Annotated in this window: 17 protein-coding genes; 11 read left to right on the top strand and 6 right to left on the bottom strand. The window is 72.0% G+C overall.

The features are described from left to right. Positions 1-59: 59 nt before the first annotated feature. From ACFWZ5_RS38400 to ACFWZ5_RS38390, 3 genes are all read left to right on the top strand, one after another. A complete protein-coding gene (locus ACFWZ5_RS38400; RefSeq protein WP_106967776.1) occupies positions 60-176 on the top strand; it encodes an SGM_5486 family transporter-associated protein in 117 nt (38 codons plus the stop codon). 158 nt (positions 177-334) lie between these two features. Next, positions 335-607, top strand: a complete 273-nt coding sequence (locus ACFWZ5_RS38395) for a hypothetical protein (protein WP_384892021.1) — start codon at positions 335-337, stop codon at positions 605-607. Positions 608-779: 172 nt separating this feature from the next. Beyond that, positions 780-1298, top strand: coding sequence for a SixA phosphatase family protein (locus ACFWZ5_RS38390; protein ID WP_384806660.1), 519 nt, complete (start codon positions 780-782; stop codon positions 1296-1298). A gap of 89 nt (positions 1299-1387) precedes the next feature. Here ACFWZ5_RS38390 and serB read toward each other — a convergent pair whose 3' ends face one another. Then, a complete protein-coding gene (gene serB / locus ACFWZ5_RS38385; RefSeq protein ID WP_384806662.1) occupies positions 1388-2650 on the bottom strand; it encodes a phosphoserine phosphatase SerB in 1263 nt (420 codons plus the stop codon). 305 nt (positions 2651-2955) lie between these two features. Continuing rightward, the gene (locus ACFWZ5_RS38380) at positions 2956-4899 is read right to left on the bottom strand and encodes a streptophobe family protein (RefSeq protein WP_384806060.1); all 1944 of its coding nucleotides are present in this window, start codon (positions 4897-4899) and stop codon (positions 2956-2958) included. 345 nt (positions 4900-5244) lie between these two features. Here ACFWZ5_RS38380 and ACFWZ5_RS38375 point away from each other — a divergent pair, with 345 nt between their 5' ends. Continuing rightward, a complete protein-coding gene (locus tag ACFWZ5_RS38375; RefSeq protein ID WP_384806062.1) occupies positions 5245-7896 on the top strand; it encodes an FHA domain-containing protein in 2652 nt (883 codons plus the stop codon). A 120-nt stretch (positions 7897-8016) separates the two neighbouring features. Here the strand turns inward: ACFWZ5_RS38375 and ACFWZ5_RS38370 are convergent, their stop codons facing one another. The 3 genes from ACFWZ5_RS38370 to ACFWZ5_RS38360 all read right to left on the bottom strand — a co-directional run bounded on the left by ACFWZ5_RS38370 (position 8017) and on the right by ACFWZ5_RS38360 (position 10799). Continuing rightward, the gene (locus ACFWZ5_RS38370) at positions 8017-8703 is read right to left on the bottom strand and encodes a transglycosylase SLT domain-containing protein (RefSeq protein ID WP_384804510.1); all 687 of its coding nucleotides are present in this window, start codon (positions 8701-8703) and stop codon (positions 8017-8019) included. A gap of 294 nt (positions 8704-8997) precedes the next feature. Next, complete coding sequence (locus tag ACFWZ5_RS38365) at positions 8998-10104, bottom strand: S-adenosylmethionine:tRNA ribosyltransferase-isomerase (protein WP_384804512.1); 1107 nt, start codon at positions 10102-10104, stop codon at positions 8998-9000. Then, positions 10101-10799 (bottom strand): SDR family NAD(P)-dependent oxidoreductase, encoded by a 699-nt coding sequence (locus ACFWZ5_RS38360; RefSeq protein ID WP_384804515.1) that lies wholly within the window; start codon positions 10797-10799, stop codon positions 10101-10103. The genes ACFWZ5_RS38365 and ACFWZ5_RS38360 overlap by 4 nt, the downstream gene beginning before the upstream one ends. A 239-nt stretch (positions 10800-11038) precedes the next feature. On the opposite strand from ACFWZ5_RS38360, the gene ACFWZ5_RS38355 reads away from it, so the two are divergent. The 4 genes from ACFWZ5_RS38355 (at position 11039) to ACFWZ5_RS38340 (ending at position 13649) form a co-directional block, all read left to right on the top strand. Continuing rightward, on the top strand, positions 11039-12184 hold the full coding sequence (locus ACFWZ5_RS38355; protein ID WP_384804517.1) for a GAF domain-containing protein: 1146 nt from the start codon (positions 11039-11041) through the stop codon (positions 12182-12184). After that, complete coding sequence (locus ACFWZ5_RS38350) at positions 12177-12839, top strand: response regulator (RefSeq protein WP_384804519.1); 663 nt, start codon at positions 12177-12179, stop codon at positions 12837-12839. Before ACFWZ5_RS38355 ends, ACFWZ5_RS38350 begins: the two co-directional genes overlap by 8 nt. Before the next feature lie 191 nt (positions 12840-13030). Then, entirely contained in the window at positions 13031-13273 is a 243-nt protein-coding gene (locus tag ACFWZ5_RS38345) for a chaplin (RefSeq protein ID WP_384804521.1), read from the top strand. Positions 13274-13409: 136 nt separating this feature from the next. After that, a complete protein-coding gene (locus tag ACFWZ5_RS38340; RefSeq protein ID WP_384804523.1) occupies positions 13410-13649 on the top strand; it encodes a chaplin in 240 nt (79 codons plus the stop codon). A gap of 223 nt (positions 13650-13872) precedes the next feature. Here ACFWZ5_RS38340 and ACFWZ5_RS38335 read toward each other — a convergent pair whose 3' ends face one another. Further along, a complete protein-coding gene (locus ACFWZ5_RS38335) occupies positions 13873-14667 on the bottom strand; it encodes a hypothetical protein (protein WP_384804525.1) in 795 nt (264 codons plus the stop codon). Between the two features lie 126 nt (positions 14668-14793). Between ACFWZ5_RS38335 and ACFWZ5_RS38330 the strand changes: the two genes are divergently transcribed. The 3 genes from ACFWZ5_RS38330 (at position 14794) to ACFWZ5_RS38320 (ending at position 17153) form a co-directional block, all read left to right on the top strand. After that, complete coding sequence (locus ACFWZ5_RS38330) at positions 14794-15585, top strand: ABC transporter ATP-binding protein (protein WP_384804527.1); 792 nt, start codon at positions 14794-14796, stop codon at positions 15583-15585. Positions 15586-15633: 48 nt separating this feature from the next. Next, positions 15634-16062: an NfeD family protein gene (locus tag ACFWZ5_RS38325; protein ID WP_384804529.1), complete on the top strand. Its 429-nt coding sequence runs from the start codon at positions 15634-15636 to the stop codon at positions 16060-16062. Positions 16063-16205: 143 nt separating this feature from the next. Beyond that, the gene (locus tag ACFWZ5_RS38320; RefSeq protein WP_384892018.1) at positions 16206-17153 is read left to right on the top strand and encodes an SPFH domain-containing protein; all 948 of its coding nucleotides are present in this window, start codon (positions 16206-16208) and stop codon (positions 17151-17153) included. The last annotated feature ends 40 nt before the right edge of the window (positions 17154-17193 follow it).

The raw sequence follows: 17193 nt of genomic DNA, 5'->3' as shown, positions 1-17193 counted from the left end.
CACGGCCGCCGCCGGACCCCGGCGGCGGCCGTGCGCGCGAAGAGTGCGAGACTTGGCGTATGCCCGTGCTCGACCCGAACCCCCAGAACGGCCAGAAGAAGCTGCTCATCGTGCTCGGCGCGATGCTGGCCATCACCGTGATCATCGGCATCGTCGCGACCGTGGCCTCACCCTGACGACCAGTCCGACGACCCGCCCTGACGACACGTCCTGACGATCCCTCAGAGACCGGGATGGTGGTGCTAGCCCCACCATCCCCTAGGGGGCCAGTGTCAGGGTTAACTGGGTGGATCACCGGATGGGTTGAGAGGCCGGGGTTCCGTACCTTCGATGTGTGACCGCGAGGACGCGGCGCGGAGCACTCGAAGACCCTGGAGGCGGCATGTCGGCCCGTGCGCAGACCCGACCCGACCCGGCGGACCGGGCGGAACAGGCCGGTATCGAGATCCAGCTCCCCTGGTGGGCCGTCGCCCTGCCCGCGATCGCCTTCGCGGCCCTGCTCCTGCTGATACTGAACGCGGCGGACGCCCACGCGGCGGCGGACAGCGAGCCCGTGATCACCCACATCCTGGAGCGGGTCAAAGCCATCCTGAGCGCGGCCGCGTGAGCTGCCCCGGACCCGGCCCCCGGGGTGCGAGCGATGTCGTACGCGGCGTCCTGAGCGGCCACATCACGCCTCCCGACCTCGTGCGTCCCGGTGCGAAAGCCCTGTCACCCCTGCCGGGGGAGCCCGCCAACTCCCTGCGCTCCGTGGCGTGTTTCATGCGAAGCTGGGACGCATGAGCGTCGCAGAACCCCGCAGGATTGTCCTTTTCCGGCATGCGAAGGCCGACTGGCCCCAGGTGTCCGACCACGAGCGTCCGCTCGCCGAGCGAGGCCGCAAGGACGCGCCCGTCGCCGGCCGCAGGCTCGCCGACAGCGGCATCGCCTTCGACCTGGCCCTGTGCTCGACCGCCGTCAGGACCCGCGAGACCTGGAAGCTCGCCGTCCAGGAGCTCCCGCAGCGGCCCCGGACGGTGTACGAGGACCGGGTCTATGAAGCCTCACCCGGCGAGCTGATCGCCGTGCTCAACGAGACACCGGACGACGTGCGCGATCTGATCCTCATCGGCCACAACCCCGGCGTCCACGGCGTCGCCGACGTCCTCGCCGGCGACGCCGAGGGCGACGCCCAGGTCCGGATGAACCGCCGCGGCTTCCCGACGGCCGCGTTCGCCGTCCTGACGTACACCGGATCGTGGAAGGGCCTCGAGCCCGGCACGGCGACCCTGGTGGACTACTGGGCGCCGTCCGAGTAGCCGCCCGGCGCGCCTTCGGCCCATGAGCAGGGCCCGGCACCGGGTCGGTGCCGGGCCCCTGGCCGTACGAGGGGACGGAAGGACGCGCGCTAGTCCTGGTCCAGATGCATGTCCGCGGCCTCGACCTCTTCGCGGGTGACGCCCAGGAGATAGAGGACGGTGTCGAGGAACGGCACGTTCACCGCGGTGTGGGCGGCCTCGCGGACCATCGGCTTGGCGTTGAAGGCGACGCCGAGACCCGCCGCGTTGAGCATGTCGAGGTCGTTCGCGCCGTCGCCGACCGCCACGGTCTGCTCCAGGGGCACGCCCGCCTCGTGGGCGAAGCGGCGCAGGAGGCGGGCCTTGCCCGCGCGGTCCACGATCTCGCCCGTCACCTTGCCGGTGAGCTTGCCGTCGACGATCTCCAGGGTGTTGGCGTGGGCGAAGTCCAGGCCGAGACGTTCCTTCAGATCGTCCGTGACCTGCGTGAATCCGCCCGAGACGACGCCGACCTGGAAGCCGAGGCGCTTGAGGGTGCGGATCAGCGTGCGCGCGCCCGGGGTCAGACGGACCTCCGACCTGACCTTGTCCACCACCGACGCGTCCAGGCCCTTCAGCAGGGCCACGCGCGCGTGCAGCGACTCCTCGAAGTCGAGCTCCCCGCGCATCGCGGCCGCCGTGACCTCGGCGACCTCCTCCTCGCAGCCCGCGTGCGCGGCGAAGAGCTCGATCACCTCGTCCTGGATCAGCGTCGAGTCGACGTCCATCACGACCAGGCGCTGCGCGCGCCGGTGCAGACCCGCGGCGACGACGGCGACATCGACGCCGAGCGCCGCGGCCTCAAGCGCGAGCGCCGTGCGCAGCGGCTCGGTCTCGGTGCCGGACACCGCGAACTCCACCGCGGTGACCGGGTACTTGGCGAGGCGGAAGATACGGTCGATGTTGCCGCCCGTCGCCGTGATGCGGGCGGCGATCGCGGCGGTCGACTCCGCCGTCAGCGGGTGCCCGAGCACCGTGACGTGCGACCGGCCGAGGCCGCGCGGGCGGTTGTCACCCCGGCCCGAGATGATCTCCGCCTGCAGCCGCAGGGACTCCGCCCAGCTGTGCACCGTCGCCCGCAGATCGCCTTCGAGGCCGTGCGGGGGCTCGGTGACCAGTGCGCACAGCACTATCCGGCCACGCGTCACGACCTGCTCGATGTCGACGACATCGACGGAGTACGCGGCGAGCGTGTCGAAGAGACCTGCGGTGATCCCTGGACGGTCCTTGCCGAAGATCTTGACGAGAAGCGTGGGGACGTCCGTGGGGACGCCGGGGGCGGCACCGGCCGGCGCGGAGGCGCCAGCGGGCGCGGGGGGCGTGGAGGCACTCATGGTGATCCCCACGGTAGCTGGCCGCGCTTGGCGGGCGGTGGGGGTGTCCGGGTGCCGGACAGGGCCTTCCCTTCCGCTTCGCCCGGGCTTTCCCTCCGAGGGGTCTGGTGGTTACCCGGGGGTGGTGTGGCACGGGTCGGTCTGGGCGCGGCCCGCTGGGTGGTTCTGCCGCCCGCGGGCCCCTGGTTTCCGGTAGCGGATGCCGGCCTCAGCAGTTCGGCTGACGCCGGGGACGAGAGAAACGGGTGGGCGGGTGGGAGGAGCCGCCGCGGAGCGGCGGCACCGGTTGCCGCCCCGAGCCCGAGTCAGCCACCCCTCCGAGATCCTCCCGAACCAGAAGGCGGAGGCGGGGGCGGCGGCGGAGGAGGCGGAGACGGTGGCCACCCCGCCCCTCGTCGAGACTCCCGCTTGCGTCCGCCCCGGGGCGGCGGCGTCGGATTCGCCACCGTCGGCGCCCCGCTCACCGGCGGTGGACCGCCCCGCCCAGGCGGTGCCTCACCCTGACCGGAAGGCGGCCCACCCCGCCCGGAGGTCGGGGCACCCCCCTCGTACGAAGGCCCCGCGCCCCGATACGAAGGCCCCGCGTCCCGCAACTCCTCCGGCACCCGCAGGTACGGATTCGTCTCGGCCCGCGGCGGCCGATACGGCACCCCCGGCCGGTACGGCCCGGGCACCTGTCCCGCCGCCCCGGCCCCGGAAACAACCCCCGCCCCGGAAACAGCCCCGGCCCCGGCAGACCCCCCGCCCCCGGCGAGCCCCAGCGCAAGCGGTGAAGCCCGCCCCCCAGCAGCCCCCGTAGCCCGAGCGAGCAGCGCACCCGCGGCCCCGGCCCCGGCACCCCACGCGGCACCGAGGAGCACCGCCATGCCCAGCTTCCCGCGCAGTTCGAGCTCGGCCCCGAACGCGTCGACGCCGAGCACGGACATCGAGGCGTCCGCGGACACCCCGGTGAGCCACGTCAACAGCGGCAGCGCCACCGCCGTGACCACGGCGAGCTGCAGAGCGCACCGCCCGACGAACCCGGCGGTCCCCACGGCCGGGGCGGGGGCGGCCCCCTCGTCCCGTACCGAAGAGCCGACGGCGGCCGCGGCGGCCGCGCCCCGCGCCAGCGGACTCCGTACCGCCGTGAGCACCCCCGCGAACAGCATCATCAGCGCCGCCGCCACACCGAGGAGCCAGACCCTGCCGTCGAGTTCGGCGAGGCGGCCGAGGGTCAGGGGCTTGTCGGAGTTGACGAGCAGGTCGTCGACCGGGTCGGGCAGGAAGCGGGCGAGGGGACCGGAGGCGTCGCCGTCGTAGGGGACGAAGAGGCCGACGGGAAGACCGAGGAACACGCCGTTCGGGGCGCCGACGAGCGCGCCGCCGATGACCCGCTTCGGGTGGTCGTCGCCGATCGCCGCGTACGCCGCCGCGGCGAGCCCGGCGACCACGGCCATCAGGACGACCGAGACCAGCGCGGACGCGGCGGGCCGCACCACGCGGTGGACGGCGTCCAGGCCGCGCGGCAACGGGGTGCGGCGCGAGGCGAGCAGGGCGATGAGCAGCACACCGGCGGCGAAGAGCGCGCCGCCGAGCAGCGTGGCGCCGGTGTCCACGGTGAAGCCGACGGCGGCCTTCGCGTCGACGAGGTCGCGGAGCCGGCCGGGCAGCAGCCCGCCGGCGTCACCGATGTCGCCGATGCCACCGATGTCCTTGAGGCCGTCGGGGATGCGGTCGCCGATACCGCCGGGCAAGTTGTCGACGCCTTTGTCGATTCCCTTGTCAATTCCTTTGTCGATGCCCAGTTGTTCGCCGTCGATCGTGATGACGTCGTGACCCGCCCAGGCGAGCCCGCCGAGCATGGCGACGAAGAGGGCGATGACCGCTCCCGCGCGGGCTCCGAGTTCGGCGGGCGAGATCACAACTCCCGCGCCGCGCAAGGAACGTAAAAAGAAGTACGAGAGCAGCACCGCCCCGACAAGGCCCACGCCGAGCGGCGCGACGTCAATGGCCGTACTCGCCTCCGCCCCCTTCAGGCCGAAGGCCGAGACATCACCGGAGGGAGTGACGGAACCGCCGACCCCCAGGGCGATCGCGGCCGCCGTCATCGGCCCGAGCGACCCGACGGCGTCCGCGCCGAGCAGGTGCAGACCAAGGGCGGCCGTGCCCGCCATGCCGATCAGCGCCCAGCTGACCGCGGCGACAGCGGAGAGCAGCACGTCGCCCCAGGGCACGCTCCGCCGTACGTCGTCGTACCCGTCGGTCCCCATCAGACCCCCCGAGCTCGCAGCGCGTCGCCCTCCGTGCGCGGTTCGGGACCCCACGGCCGGCGCAGCCGTCACGGCCGGAACGGCCGCCACGACCGGCACAGTCGAAACGGCCGACATGGGTGATTTGCGAGGCATGCTCGCTATCCGTACCCGCTGAGAGCCCTTACCACTTTCCGGGGTGGTATCTGCCCCGTCAACGGGGCAGTCATAGTGGCCCGTACGCAGTCTTCACAAGGCCCGACTTTCGGTCAGAGCCCTCCGCCTGAAATAGTTCCTCCCGATGTTCGACATCCCTAGACTCCCCATGATGGGGGCAACTCGGGGGACAACTCAGTGGGGCATGGAGTGCCGGAACTCGTACTGGAATTGAATGGCAGGACCTGGACGCTCGATTCGTCCAGGGCATACACCCTCGGACGTGATCCGCAGGGTGACATCGCGCTCGACGACGCCAGGGTCTCCTGGCGGCACGCGACGATCAGCTGGAGCGGTCGCGGCTGGGTCATTGAGGACCACGGGTCCACCAATGGCACCTTCGTACAGGGGCAGCGGATCCACCAGATGGAAATCGGCCCTGGTTCGGCCGTCCACCTGGGCAACGCGACCGACGGCCCGCAGCTGGTCCTCTCGGGCGCCGCCGCGGCGGCGATGTCCGCGCCGGGCGCGCAGCAGCAGGCGCAGCACGCCCCGCCGCGCCAGGCCCACGGCCAGGTCGGCCAGGTCGGCCAGCAGGAAGCTCCCGGCTGGGCCGGGCAGCCGCAGCAGCACCAGGCACCGCCCTACCAGGCGCCTCAGCAGCAGCCGCACCAGCAGCAGATGCCGCAGCAGCAGGCCTGGCAGCAGGCACCGCAGCAGCAGGCGCCGCAGCACCAGATGCAGCCGCAGCAGGCGCAGCAGGCGCACGTACCGCAGCAGCAGGGCCCGGGCGCGGGCGTGGGATCCGGTGGCGCGGCGGGGGCCCCGCCGGTCTACGGCGACCGCAGCCCGACCACGTTCCACCAGCTCGCGCTTGGCCGAAAGATGCGCATCGGCCGCGCCCTGGAGAACGAGCTGGTGGTGTCCGACCTCCAGGTCTCGCGCCACCACGCCGAGTTCACGTCGACGCCCGACGGCCGCTTCGAGCTGCGCGACCTCGGCTCGCACAACGGCACGTACGTCAACGGCATGCCGATCGCGAAGGCGTCGACGGTCCTCATCGGCCCGAACGACATCGTCGGCGTCGGCCACTCCACGTTCCGCCTGGTCGGGGACCGTCTCGAGGAGTTCGTCGACACCGGTGACGTCTCCTTCTCCGCGCGCCATCTGACCGTCACGGTCGACGGCGGCAAGCAGATCCTCAAGGACGTCTCCTTCGGCGTCCCGGAGAAGTCGCTCATCGCGGTCATCGGCCCGTCGGGCTCCGGCAAGTCCACCCTGCTCAAGGCGCTCACCGGCTACCGGCCCGCCAACCAGGGCGACGTCCTGTACGACAACAGGAACCTGTACAAGCAGTTCGCCGAGCTGCGCCAGCGCATCGGTCTGGTCCCGCAGGACGACATCCTGCACAAGGAGCTGACCGTCAACAAGGCGCTCAAGTACGCCGCCAAGCTCCGCTTCCCCGCCGACACCAGCGACCAGGAGCGCCAGCAGCGCATAGGCGAGGTCCTGCGCGAGCTGAAGCTCGACATCCACAAGGACAAGAAGGTCACCTCCCTGTCCGGTGGCCAGCGCAAGCGCGTCTCCGTGGCCCTGGAGCTGCTCACCAAGCCGTCCCTGATCTTCCTGGACGAGCCCACGTCGGGCCTCGACCCGGGCATGGACCGCGACGTCATGCAGCTCCTGCGCGGCCTCGCCGACGACGGCCGCACGGTCCTGGTGGTCACGCACTCCGTGGCCGAGCTGGCACTGTGCGACAAGCTCCTGGTGATGGCGCCGGGCGGCTCGGTGGCGTACTTCGGCCCGCCCGAGGAGGCCCTCAACTTCTTCGGCTACGACACCTGGGCCGATGTCTTCTCGGCCTTCGAGAACTACCGCGACTACGACTGGGCGGGCCGCTGGAAGGGCTCGCAGCACTACCAGATGTACGCCGCGGACATCGACGCCGTCGCCGCGCAGTCCGTACACATGCCGCCGCCGCAGGCGATCAGCCCGCCCAAGCCGCAGGGCTGGGGCTCACAGCTGTTCACGCTGATCCGGCGCTACGTCTCGGTCATCGCGTCCGACAAGGGCTTCATGGCGCTGATGCTGATCCTGCCCGCGGTGCTCGGCGCGGTGAGCCTGCTCATCGACCCGGACAAGGGTCTGCTGCCGAACGTGAACCCGCAGACGGGCAAGATCATCCCGAACGGCACGGCCACGACGGTGCTCCTGATCCTCGCGGTCGGCGCCTGCTTCGCGGGCGCCGCCAACTCCGTCCGTGAGCTGATCAAGGAGCGGGTGATCTACGAGCGGGAGCGCGCGACCGGCCTGTCCCGCTCCGCGTACCTGATGTCCAAGGTCATCGTCCTCGGCTTCATCACCGCGCTGCAGGGCGCCCTGGTCGGCGCGATCGGCTTCTCCTCCCGTGAGATCCCGGAGAAGGGCCTGGTCCTGGGCAGCCAGGTGCTGCTCGAACTGTCCCTGCCGATCATGGCGCTCGGCTTCACCTCGATGATGTTCGGCCTGATCATCTCCGCCCTGGTGAAGACCGCCGAGAAGACCATGCCGCTGCTGGTCATGTTCGCGATCATCCAGGTCGTGTTCACCGGCTGTCTGTTCATCCTGCACGGCACGGTCGGCGTCAACGAGTTCTCGTACCTGATGCCGTCGCGCTGGGCGGTGGCCGCCGCGGGCACCACGCTCGACTTCAACCGGATCAGCCCCAACCCGGACGACCCGGGCAGCACCGACCCGCTGTGGGACCACGAGGGGGGCGCCTACGTCATGGACATGGCCGCCCTGCTCGCCCTCGGCGCGTTCTGCGGCTTCCTCGTGGCCCGCTTCCTGCGCCGCCACGAGCCGGAGGTCATGCGCAAGTAGGCACCGCGCGGTACGCCGCGTGCGTACGCGAAGAAGGGCGGCACCCCGCGCGGGGTGCCGCCCTTCGGCGTCTGCGAGCTCGGCCTCGGCTGAAGAGGTCCGGGTTCCAGGGGGTCGGACTCAGTAGGCGCCGTTGACGTTGTCGATCGAGCCGTACCGGTTGGCCGCGTAGTTGGCGGCGGCGGTGATGTTGGCGACCGGGTCGTAGATGTTCGTCGAGGTGCCCTCGACGTGGTACGCGCTGAACGTCGGCTGGATGACCTGGAGCAGGCCGATCGACGGGGTGCCCTTCTGCGCGTTGACGTCCCAGCCGTTGACGGCGTTCGGGTTGCCCGTGGACTCGCGCATGATGTTGCGGTGCAGGCCCTCGTACGAGCCGGGGATGCCCTTGGCCTTCATGATGTCGAGGGACTGGCGGATCCAGCCGTCGAGGTTGTTGGCGTAGACCGGCTTGCGGGCGGCGGCGCGGCTCGCGGCCTCCTTCGCCTTGCGGTCCTCCTCGGCCTTCTTCTTCGCCGCGGCCTCGTCGTCGGCCTTCTTCTTCGCGGCGGCGTCCTTGGCCCGCTTGTCGGCGGTGGCCTGCTGCTTGCTCACGTTCTCGTGGACCGCGGCCTGCGTCTTGGCGGGGACGGACCAGGCGGCGGCGTGGGTGCCCATGGCCTCGGTCTCGGTCTCGGTCTGAGGGTTGCCCGGCACGATGGAGAAGGCGAGGGCGGCGGCGCCGAGCGTGGCGACACCGGCGATCGAGAACTTCTGGGCCTTGGTCAGGGTCGAGCGACTATGACCAGAGGGGGCGTGCTTGGACATGCTTCGAGGACCTCTTCGTATCGGGAGGCCGCTCTGCACCGGCTGGGGACAGTTGCTTCTCCGGCAAAACGCCGCGGTGCGGGACCGCGGCGCCGAGCGACGGGAGCAATTCTTAGCGGGCGCAAAATTCTGAGGCAAAGGAGCGACGTACTACCCCGGATAGTGGATCAGGGGGTGCCCGGTCGGTCCCCATGCCCGCGTTTAGCCCACCCTTACGGGACATAAACGTCCACTAGGGAGCTTCGTACGTGATGTGCGTCCTATGCGCGGGCTCACATCGGACGTGTAACAGTCTCACCTTCCGTTGCGGGAGCAATGCTCTCGGTGAGCGTTGTCATCCCGCAGGAGGAGGTGGACATCGCCGAACTCGTGCCAGAGATAGAGACGGCGTACCGCCTCGGCATAACCGCGCTCCACCGCCGCGCGGCCCGCCACGGCCTCCAGCATCAGCAGATGCGAAGCCTCCGGCTCGTGCAGACCGGTGAGCAGCCCGTCCACCACGCGCACCCCGCGCTCCGGCGTCACCACCAGACCGGTGCGGCCCGCCGCCGCGCGCACCACCCCGTCCGCCCCGGCCGCCGACTCCACGGCCCGCACCGCCGTCGTCCCCACCGCGACCACACGGCCCCCGCCCGCCCGCGCGGCATTGATGAGCCGCGCCGACGCCTCCGGCACCTCGAAGCGCTCCGGGTACGGCGGCTCGTGCGCCTCCGGCGACGCGACCCCCGTGTGCAGCAGGACCGGCGCGAACTGCACACCCCGGCTCACGAGCCGCGCCACCAAGCGCGCGGTGAAGGGCCGCGCCGCGCTCGGCATCTCCGCGCTGCCCGTGCCGTCGGCGGACGGCAGCGCGAACACCGTCTGGTAGACCGACAGCGGCTGGTCCCGCTCCGTATAGGAGTAACGAATGGGACGCCCGTACCGGCCGAGCAGCCCCGGCACGTCGACGGACACCCGCGCCCACCACAGCCGCGCGCCGTCCGCGCTCAACGGCTCCTCATACACAAGGCGCGCACCCCCGGGGAGCTCCACGACCGTCCCCTCCGGTCCGCCCGCCCGCGCGCGCGTGGTGCCCCCTCCGTCCGGATCCCGCAACTCGACGGCCCACCGCCCGTCCGCGCCGAGCGTCGAGAAGTGCACCACCACGCGCGCGTGCCCCAGCCGGCCGTCGACCGCCGCGGGCAGCGTCGACGAGGTGTTCACGATCAACAGGTCACCGGCGCGCAGCAGCTGCGGCAGATCCGTGAACGCGTGGTGCGACACCTCGGTGCCGTGCGACACCAGGAGCCGGACGGAGTCCCGGCGCAGCCCCCGGCGGCGCTGCTCGACGGGCAGCGCCGCGTGCCGCCCCTCCGGCACCCGCACCGCGACCGTCGTGCCGTCTCCAGGAGAGACCGTCATGCCGTCTCCAGGAGAGCGGGGGCGGCATAGCGGCCGCTCGCAGGGCGCTCGTCGAGCAGCCGCAGGAAGGCGGGCACCACCGTCTCCGGAAGGGGCCGGCCCGAGGCGTCGTCGACCGGCACCGCCGCCTGGTACAGATCCGTCCGCATGTCGCCCGGATCGACGGCCCACACCCGCAGCCCCGGCTCCTCCTGGGCGAGCACCGCCGACACATGGTCGAGGGCCGCCTTCGACGCCCCGTACCCGCCCCACGTCTCGTACGCCTCGGCCGCGGCGTCGGAGCTGACCGCGATCACGGTGCCCGCGCGGGCGGCGCGCAGCAGCGGCAGGGCCTCCTGCACGAGCCCGAGCGCCGCCACCACATTGGTCTCCAGGGCCTGCCGCAACCCGTCCAGCGGCAGCGCGTCGAGCCGGACCAGCGGCTCCGCGCCGAGCGCGCTCGCGTTGTTCACCAGCAGGTCGAGCCCGCCGAACGCGCGCGCCGCCGCCACCAGCTCAGCGCGGTGCCCTGCGTCCGTGACGTCCCCTGACAAGGCGCGCACGCGCCCGCCACGGCCGCCGAGCTCCCGCGCGGTCTCCTGGAGCACCGCGTCCGTCCGCGCGTCGAGGACCAGGTCCCAGCCGCGCTCCGCGAGCGCCGCCCCCAGCGCCCGCCCCAGGCCCTTCGACGCCCCCGTGATGATCGCCACCGGCATGGCAGCCCCCTCGCAGTCCCGTAGTCCCGTAGTCGCGGGGCGCCCCACGGCGCCGCCGTCACGCTCCCTCCACGCTAGGAACGCCCCCGCGCCCACCGCCTCGTCCGCCGGGCGCACCTCAGCACGTCCCTTCGACCTAAGGCCCCGGCTCAGGTCCCTTCGACCTAGGCCCCGCGCCCTACCTCCCGGCCGCCACAGGTCCGATACGCCCTGTCACACCCCGCCGGTACGGTTGGGCCATGAGTCAAGGTCCCCGGTCCGGGCTGTACGCGGTGAGCTCCGCGCTGCTCGCCATGAGCAGCCAGCTGGAGGTCCGCGACGTCCTCAAGACGATCGTGGCCTCCGCCCGCGAGCTGCTCGACGCGGAGTACGCGGCGCTCGGCGTCCCCGACGACCACGGCGGCTTCGCCCAGTTCGTCGTCGACGGCGTCACCGACGAGCAGTGGAAGGCCATCGGCCCGCTGCCGCGCCAGCACGGCATCCTGGCCGCGATGCTGCGCAAGGCCGAGCCCGAGCGCCTCGCCGACGTGCGCGAGGACCCCCGCTTCGAGGGCTGGCCCGCCGCCCACCCCGACATGTCCGACTTCCTCGGCCTGCCGATCCGGTACGGCGACGAGACGCTCGGCGCGCTCTTCCTCGCCAACAAGAGGCGCCCCAAGCGGGACGGCTGCTGCGGCTTCGACCAGGACGACGAGGAACTCCTCTCGATCCTCGCCCAGCACGCGGCGATCGCCCTGACCAACGCCCGCCTCTATGAGCGCAGCCGCGAGCTGACCATCGCCGAGGAGCGCTCCCGCCTCGCCCACGAGCTGCACGACGCCGTGAGCCAGAAGCTGTTCTCCCTGCGCCTCACCGCCCAGGCCGCGACCGCCCTCGTCGACCGGGACCCCGTCCGGGCCAAGGGCGAGCTCCAGCAGGTCGCGGCCCTCGCGGCCGAGGCGGCGGACGAGCTGCGCGCGGCGGTCGTGGAGCTCAGGCCAGCCGCCCTCGACGAGGACGGCCTGGTCGCCACGCTGCGTACGCACATCCAGGTCCTGGACCGGGCCCACTCCGCGAAGGTCACCTTCGAGAGCACCGGCGTGCGCGCCCTGCCCGCCGCCCAGGAGGAGGCCATGCTGCGCGTCGCCCAGGAGGCCCTGCACAACGCCCTGCGGCACGCGCAGGCCGAGCGCGTCGCGGTCGCCCTGGAGAAGCGCGGCCCCGGCGCGGTGCTGCGCGTCACGGACGACGGCAGCGGATTCGACCCGCGCGCGACGCGTCGCGCCGGGAGGCACTTGGGCCTGGTCTCCATGCGGGACCGGGCCGGCGGGGTCGGCGGACGGCTGACCGTGGAATCGGAGCCCGGCAAGGGCACGACGATCGAGATGGAGGTTCCCGGTGGCTGACGCTGCGCTCAATTCGAAGACAGGGATCCGGGTGCTGCTGGTCGACGACCACCAGGTGGTCCGCCGCGGTCTGCGTACTTTCCTGGAGATCCAGGACGACATCGAGGTCGTCGGCGAGGCGTCGGACGGCGCCGAGGGCGTCGCCTGCGCCGAGGAGCTCAAGCCGGACGTCGTCCTGATGGACGTCAAGATGCCCGGCATGGACGGCGTCGAGGCCCTGCGCAAGCTCCGCGAGCTCGCCAACCCCGCCCGCGTGCTCATCGTCACCAGCTTCACCGAGCAGCGCACGGTCGTCCCCGCCCTGCGCGCGGGCGCCGCGGGCTATGTGTACAAGGACGTGGACCCCGACGCCCTCGCCGGAGCCATCCGCTCCGTGCACGCGGGACATGTGCTCCTCCAGCCCGAGGTGGCGGGCGCACTGCTCTCCCAGGAGGAGGCCAACAACACGCAGGGCAGGGGCGGTTCGCTCACCGAGCGGGAGCGCGAGGTGCTCGGCCTGATCGCGGACGGCCGCTCGAACCGCGAGATCGCCCGCGCCCTCGTCCTCTCCGAGAAGACCGTCAAGACACACGTGTCGAACATCCTGATGAAGCTCGACCTCGCGGACCGCACCCAGGCCGCCCTCTGGGCCGTCCGGCACGGCGTGACCGGCTGAACCCCGCCTGCCGCCCGGCAGCCCCGCTCCGGCGCACACCGGAGCGGGTCAGCCCGGACCGTCTCCTTCCGGGCTGAGATTCATACCGTCGTGTGGATGTCCCCCACTTGGCGCATCCCCCGAGGTCCCGGGGCGTTCTCCAGTGCGTGCTGCGGCGCCTTGCCGCAGGTTCCGCTAGGAGGATTTCAGCAGTGAAGAACGTGAAGAAGGCCGCAGCCGTCGCCCTGGTGACGGGCGGCCTGGTCGCCGCCGGCGCCGGCATCGCCTCCGCCCACAGCGCGGACGCCCACGGCAAGGCCGAGAACTCCCCGGGCATCGTCTCCGGCAACCTGGTCCAGGCCCCGGTGCACATCCCCGTGAACGCCTGCGGCAACAGCGTCAGCGTCGTCGGCATCCTGAACCCCACGTTCGGAAACGTCTGCGAGAACAGCTGACCGCAGCCGCCCGGCCCGCCGCCCGCACCCCCGTCACCGGGCCGCCGCGCCGCGCACGCCCCGACCTCACGGCCGGGACCACCACCTCAGCAGCACCTCATCTGCCTCAACAGACTCTGCCAAAGGAACACACCCCATGAGCATCGCCAAGAAGGCCGCCTTCGCCGTCGTCGCCGCCGGTATCGCCGCGGGCGCCTCCGCCGGAGCCGCCATCGCCGCCGCCGACGCCGACGGCAAGGCCACCAACTCCCCGGGCATCGGCTCCGGCAACCTCGTCCAGGTCCCGGTCCACGTCCCGGTCAACGCCACGGGCAACAGCGCGAACGTGGTCGGCATCCTCAACCCGGCGTTCGGCAACGAGTCGTCCAACAGCTGACGCACCACCCCACGCCGACACAAGGCCCCGCGGACCAGCCCGGTCCGCGGGGCCTGTGCGTGCCCTGCCGGGGGCTTCCCTCAAGCCGGGGTGCTGTATCCGCCGCGACGGCGAGCAGCCACCCCCGCACCTGACCGGCGGTCAGAACAACCCCCAGCCACCGACACCCAGGCCCCGGCCCACCGGAGAAGGACCAGGCCCCGGCCCACCGGAGAAGGAACGGTCACCCACGCTCACGCGACTCGACGTAGGCGTTGTACGCGGCGACCTGCGCCCGCCGAGCCGTCCGCTCGACCGGCCTGAGCGCCTGGGCCCGCGCCGCCATCTCGGCGGCGCTCACCGCCCCGCCGTGCCCGTTCTCGTACGCCATCGAGATCAGCAGACCGATCCGCTGCGCCAGCTCCAACACCCGCACCGCGCGCGGCGGATACCCCGGCGCGAGCACCTCGCGCCCCCGCTCGGCCCGCGCCCGGTACGCGTCGAGCGCCGCCTCCGCTACCGGCCCCGAAGCCGCCACGTCGAGCCGCGCGAGGACCTCCGTCGCCTCCCGCAGCGCCTCCGCGAGCTCCCGCTCCGCCTCGCCGAGCGACGGCACGTCGGCGGGCGGCGCCTCCCGCACCGGCAGACAGTGCCACACGACCTCCACATGGACGTCGTCGGCCGCGCCGCCCTCCGGCCCGGCCTCGAAGACCTCGGGCACGAGACCGTACGGCGCACCCGCCGCGACGACCGCCTCCTCGGCCTCGAGCGCACGCGCGTTGAACGCGGGCGGCCCGCTCAGGCCGAGCGGATGCCCCGGCGCGGGCAGCGCCACCCGCAGCCCGGTCACCCCCAGCGCCCGCAGCCGCCCCAGAGCGAGCGTCAGACCGACGGGCCCCGACTCGCCGGGCAGCCCCTCGACCCGGTGCACCGCGTCGTCACCCACGACGGCGTGCACCGCGTCGTCCGGCGAAACAAGTCCGGCCAAAAGGGCGTTTCCCCATGCGGCCAAGCGTCCTGAGCGTGGTTCCGAGAGCATGCACACAGCCTAAGGACCGGCCTCGGGACGGGAACGGTCGGCCGGTGGCGTAGGTTTTATCCGGGGGCTGCGTCCACCGACGCACGCGACAGCCGAGCCGAGACTGCAATGGGAGAGACCGCGCTCATGAGCGATGTACTGGAGCTTGAGGACGTATCCGTGGTCCGAGAGGGCCGGGCTCTGGTGGACCAGGTCTCCTGGTCGGTCAAGGAGGGGGAGCGCTGGGTCATCCTCGGCCCGAACGGCGCCGGCAAGACCACCCTCCTCAACGTGGCCTCCAGCTACCTCTTCCCGAGCAAGGGCACGGCGACGGTCCTCGGCGAACAGCTCGGCAAGGTCGACGTGTTCGAGCTGCGCCCGCGCATCGGCATGGCCGGCATCGCCATGGCCGAGAAGCTGCCCAAGGCCCAGACGGTCCTGCAGACGGTCCTCACGGCCGCGTACGGCATGACGGCCGGCTGGCGCGAGGACTACGAGGACATCGACGAGCAGCGCGCCCGCGCCTTCCTCGACCGCCTCGGCATGAGCGACTACCTGGACCGCAAGTTCGGCACCCTCTCCGAGGGCGAGCGCAAGCGCACCCTGATCGCCCGCGCCCTGATGGCCGACCCTGAACTGCTGCTCCTCGACGAGCCCGCCGCGGGCCTCGACCTCGGCGGCCGCGAGGACCTCGTACGCCGCCTCGGCCGCCTCGCCCGCGACCCCATCGCCCCCTCGATGATCATGGTGACGCACCACGTCGAGGAGATCGCCCCGGGCTTCACGCACGTCCTGATGATCCGCCAGGGCAAGGTCCTCGCCGCCGGCCCGCTCGAGCTCGAGCTGACCTCGCGGAACCTCTCCCTCTGCTTCGGCCTGCCGCTGGTCGTCGAGCAGCGCGGCGAGCGCTGGACCGCCCAGGGCCTGCCCCTCGGCTGATCGCGCACGCCCTGTCCGTAACGGGAGCCGCGGTCCTACCATGACCATGTGGACATCGACGCATGGGTGTGGTGGCTGATCGGCGCGGTCGCGCTCGGAATCCCGCTCGTAGTGACCGCGATGCCGGAGTTCGGCATGCTCGCGGTCGGCGCCGTGGCCGCCGCCGTGACCGCGGGTCTCGGCGGCGGAGTGGCGCTGCAGGCGGTGGTCTTCGCCGTGGTGTCGGTCGCACTCATCGCGGTCGTACGCCCGATCGCCGCGCGCCACCGCACCCAGCGCCCCGAACTCGCCACCGGAGTCGACGCGCTGAGAGGACGGCAGGCGGTCGTCCTGGAGCGGGTCGACGCCTCCGGAGGACGCATCAAGCTCGCGGGGGAGGTCTGGTCGGCCCGGCCGCTCGACACCGAGCAGAGCTTCGAAGCCGGCCAGGAGGTGGACGTCGTCGAGATCGACGGAGCGACCGCCGTCGTCATGTGACACCGCTCCGGCGCCGTCCCGTGACGCCGCGGTGCCAGGTGATCCGAACGCCCCCCGGGGCGCGCGGCCTTCTGACAGACTCGACCAGCGAGATCTCAAGATCTTCCGGGAACACCGAAGCATGAAGGGTACGGGGAACCACGATGGAACCAATCATCATCGTCCTGATCATTCTGGTGGTGCTGGTCTTCATCGCCCTGATCAAGACGATCCAGGTCATCCCACAGGCCAGCGCCGCCATCGTGGAGCGCTTCGGCCGCTACACCCGCACGCTGAACGCCGGCCTCAACATCGTCGTGCCGTTCATCGACTCCATCCGCAACCGCATCGACCTGCGTGAACAGGTCGTGCCCTTCCCGCCCCAGCCGGTGATCACCCAGGACAACCTGGTCGTGAACATCGACACCGTCATCTACTACCAGGTCACCGACGCCCGCGCCGCGACGTACGAGGTCGCCAGCTACATCCAGGCGATCGAGCAGCTCACCGTCACCACCCTGCGCAACATCATCGGCGGCATGGACCTGGAGCGGACCCTGACGTCCCGCGAGGAGATCAACGCGGCCCTGCGCGGCGTCCTCGACGAGGCCACCGGCAAGTGGGGCATCCGCGTCAACCGCGTCGAGCTCAAGGCCATCGAGCCGCCCACCTCCATCCAGGACTCGATGGAGAAGCAGATGCGCGCCGACCGCGACAAGCGCGCCGCGATCCTCCAGGCCGAGGGTGTCCGCCAGTCCGAGATCCTGCGCGCCGAGGGTGAGAAGCAGTCCGCGATCCTGCGCGCCGAAGGTGAGGCCAGGGCCGCGGCCCTGCGCGCCGAGGGCGAGGCCCAGGCGATCCGCACGGTCTTCGAGTCCATCCACGCGGGCGACCCCGACCAGAAGCTGCTCTCCTACCAGTACCTCCAGATGCTCCCGAAGATCGCCGAGGGCGACGCCAACAAGCTCTGGATCGTGCCCAGCGAGATCGGCGACGCCCTGAAGGGCCTCGGCGGCGCGCTCGGCAACTTCGGCCCGGTCACCGGCGGCGGCCCCGCCGCCCCCAAGACCCCGAGCGGAGTCGAGCGCCGCGAACAGCCGCCGATCGACTGACGTGTGCGGGTACGACGCTGGGGCCGCCCCCTCCGGAGGG

Source organism: Streptomyces sp. NPDC059003 (assembly GCF_042740445.1).
GTDB lineage: Bacteria > Actinomycetota > Actinomycetes > Streptomycetales > Streptomycetaceae > Streptomyces.
The sequence above is the reverse complement of the archived record's forward strand: the minus strand, read 5'-3'. Positions and strand labels throughout refer to the sequence as shown.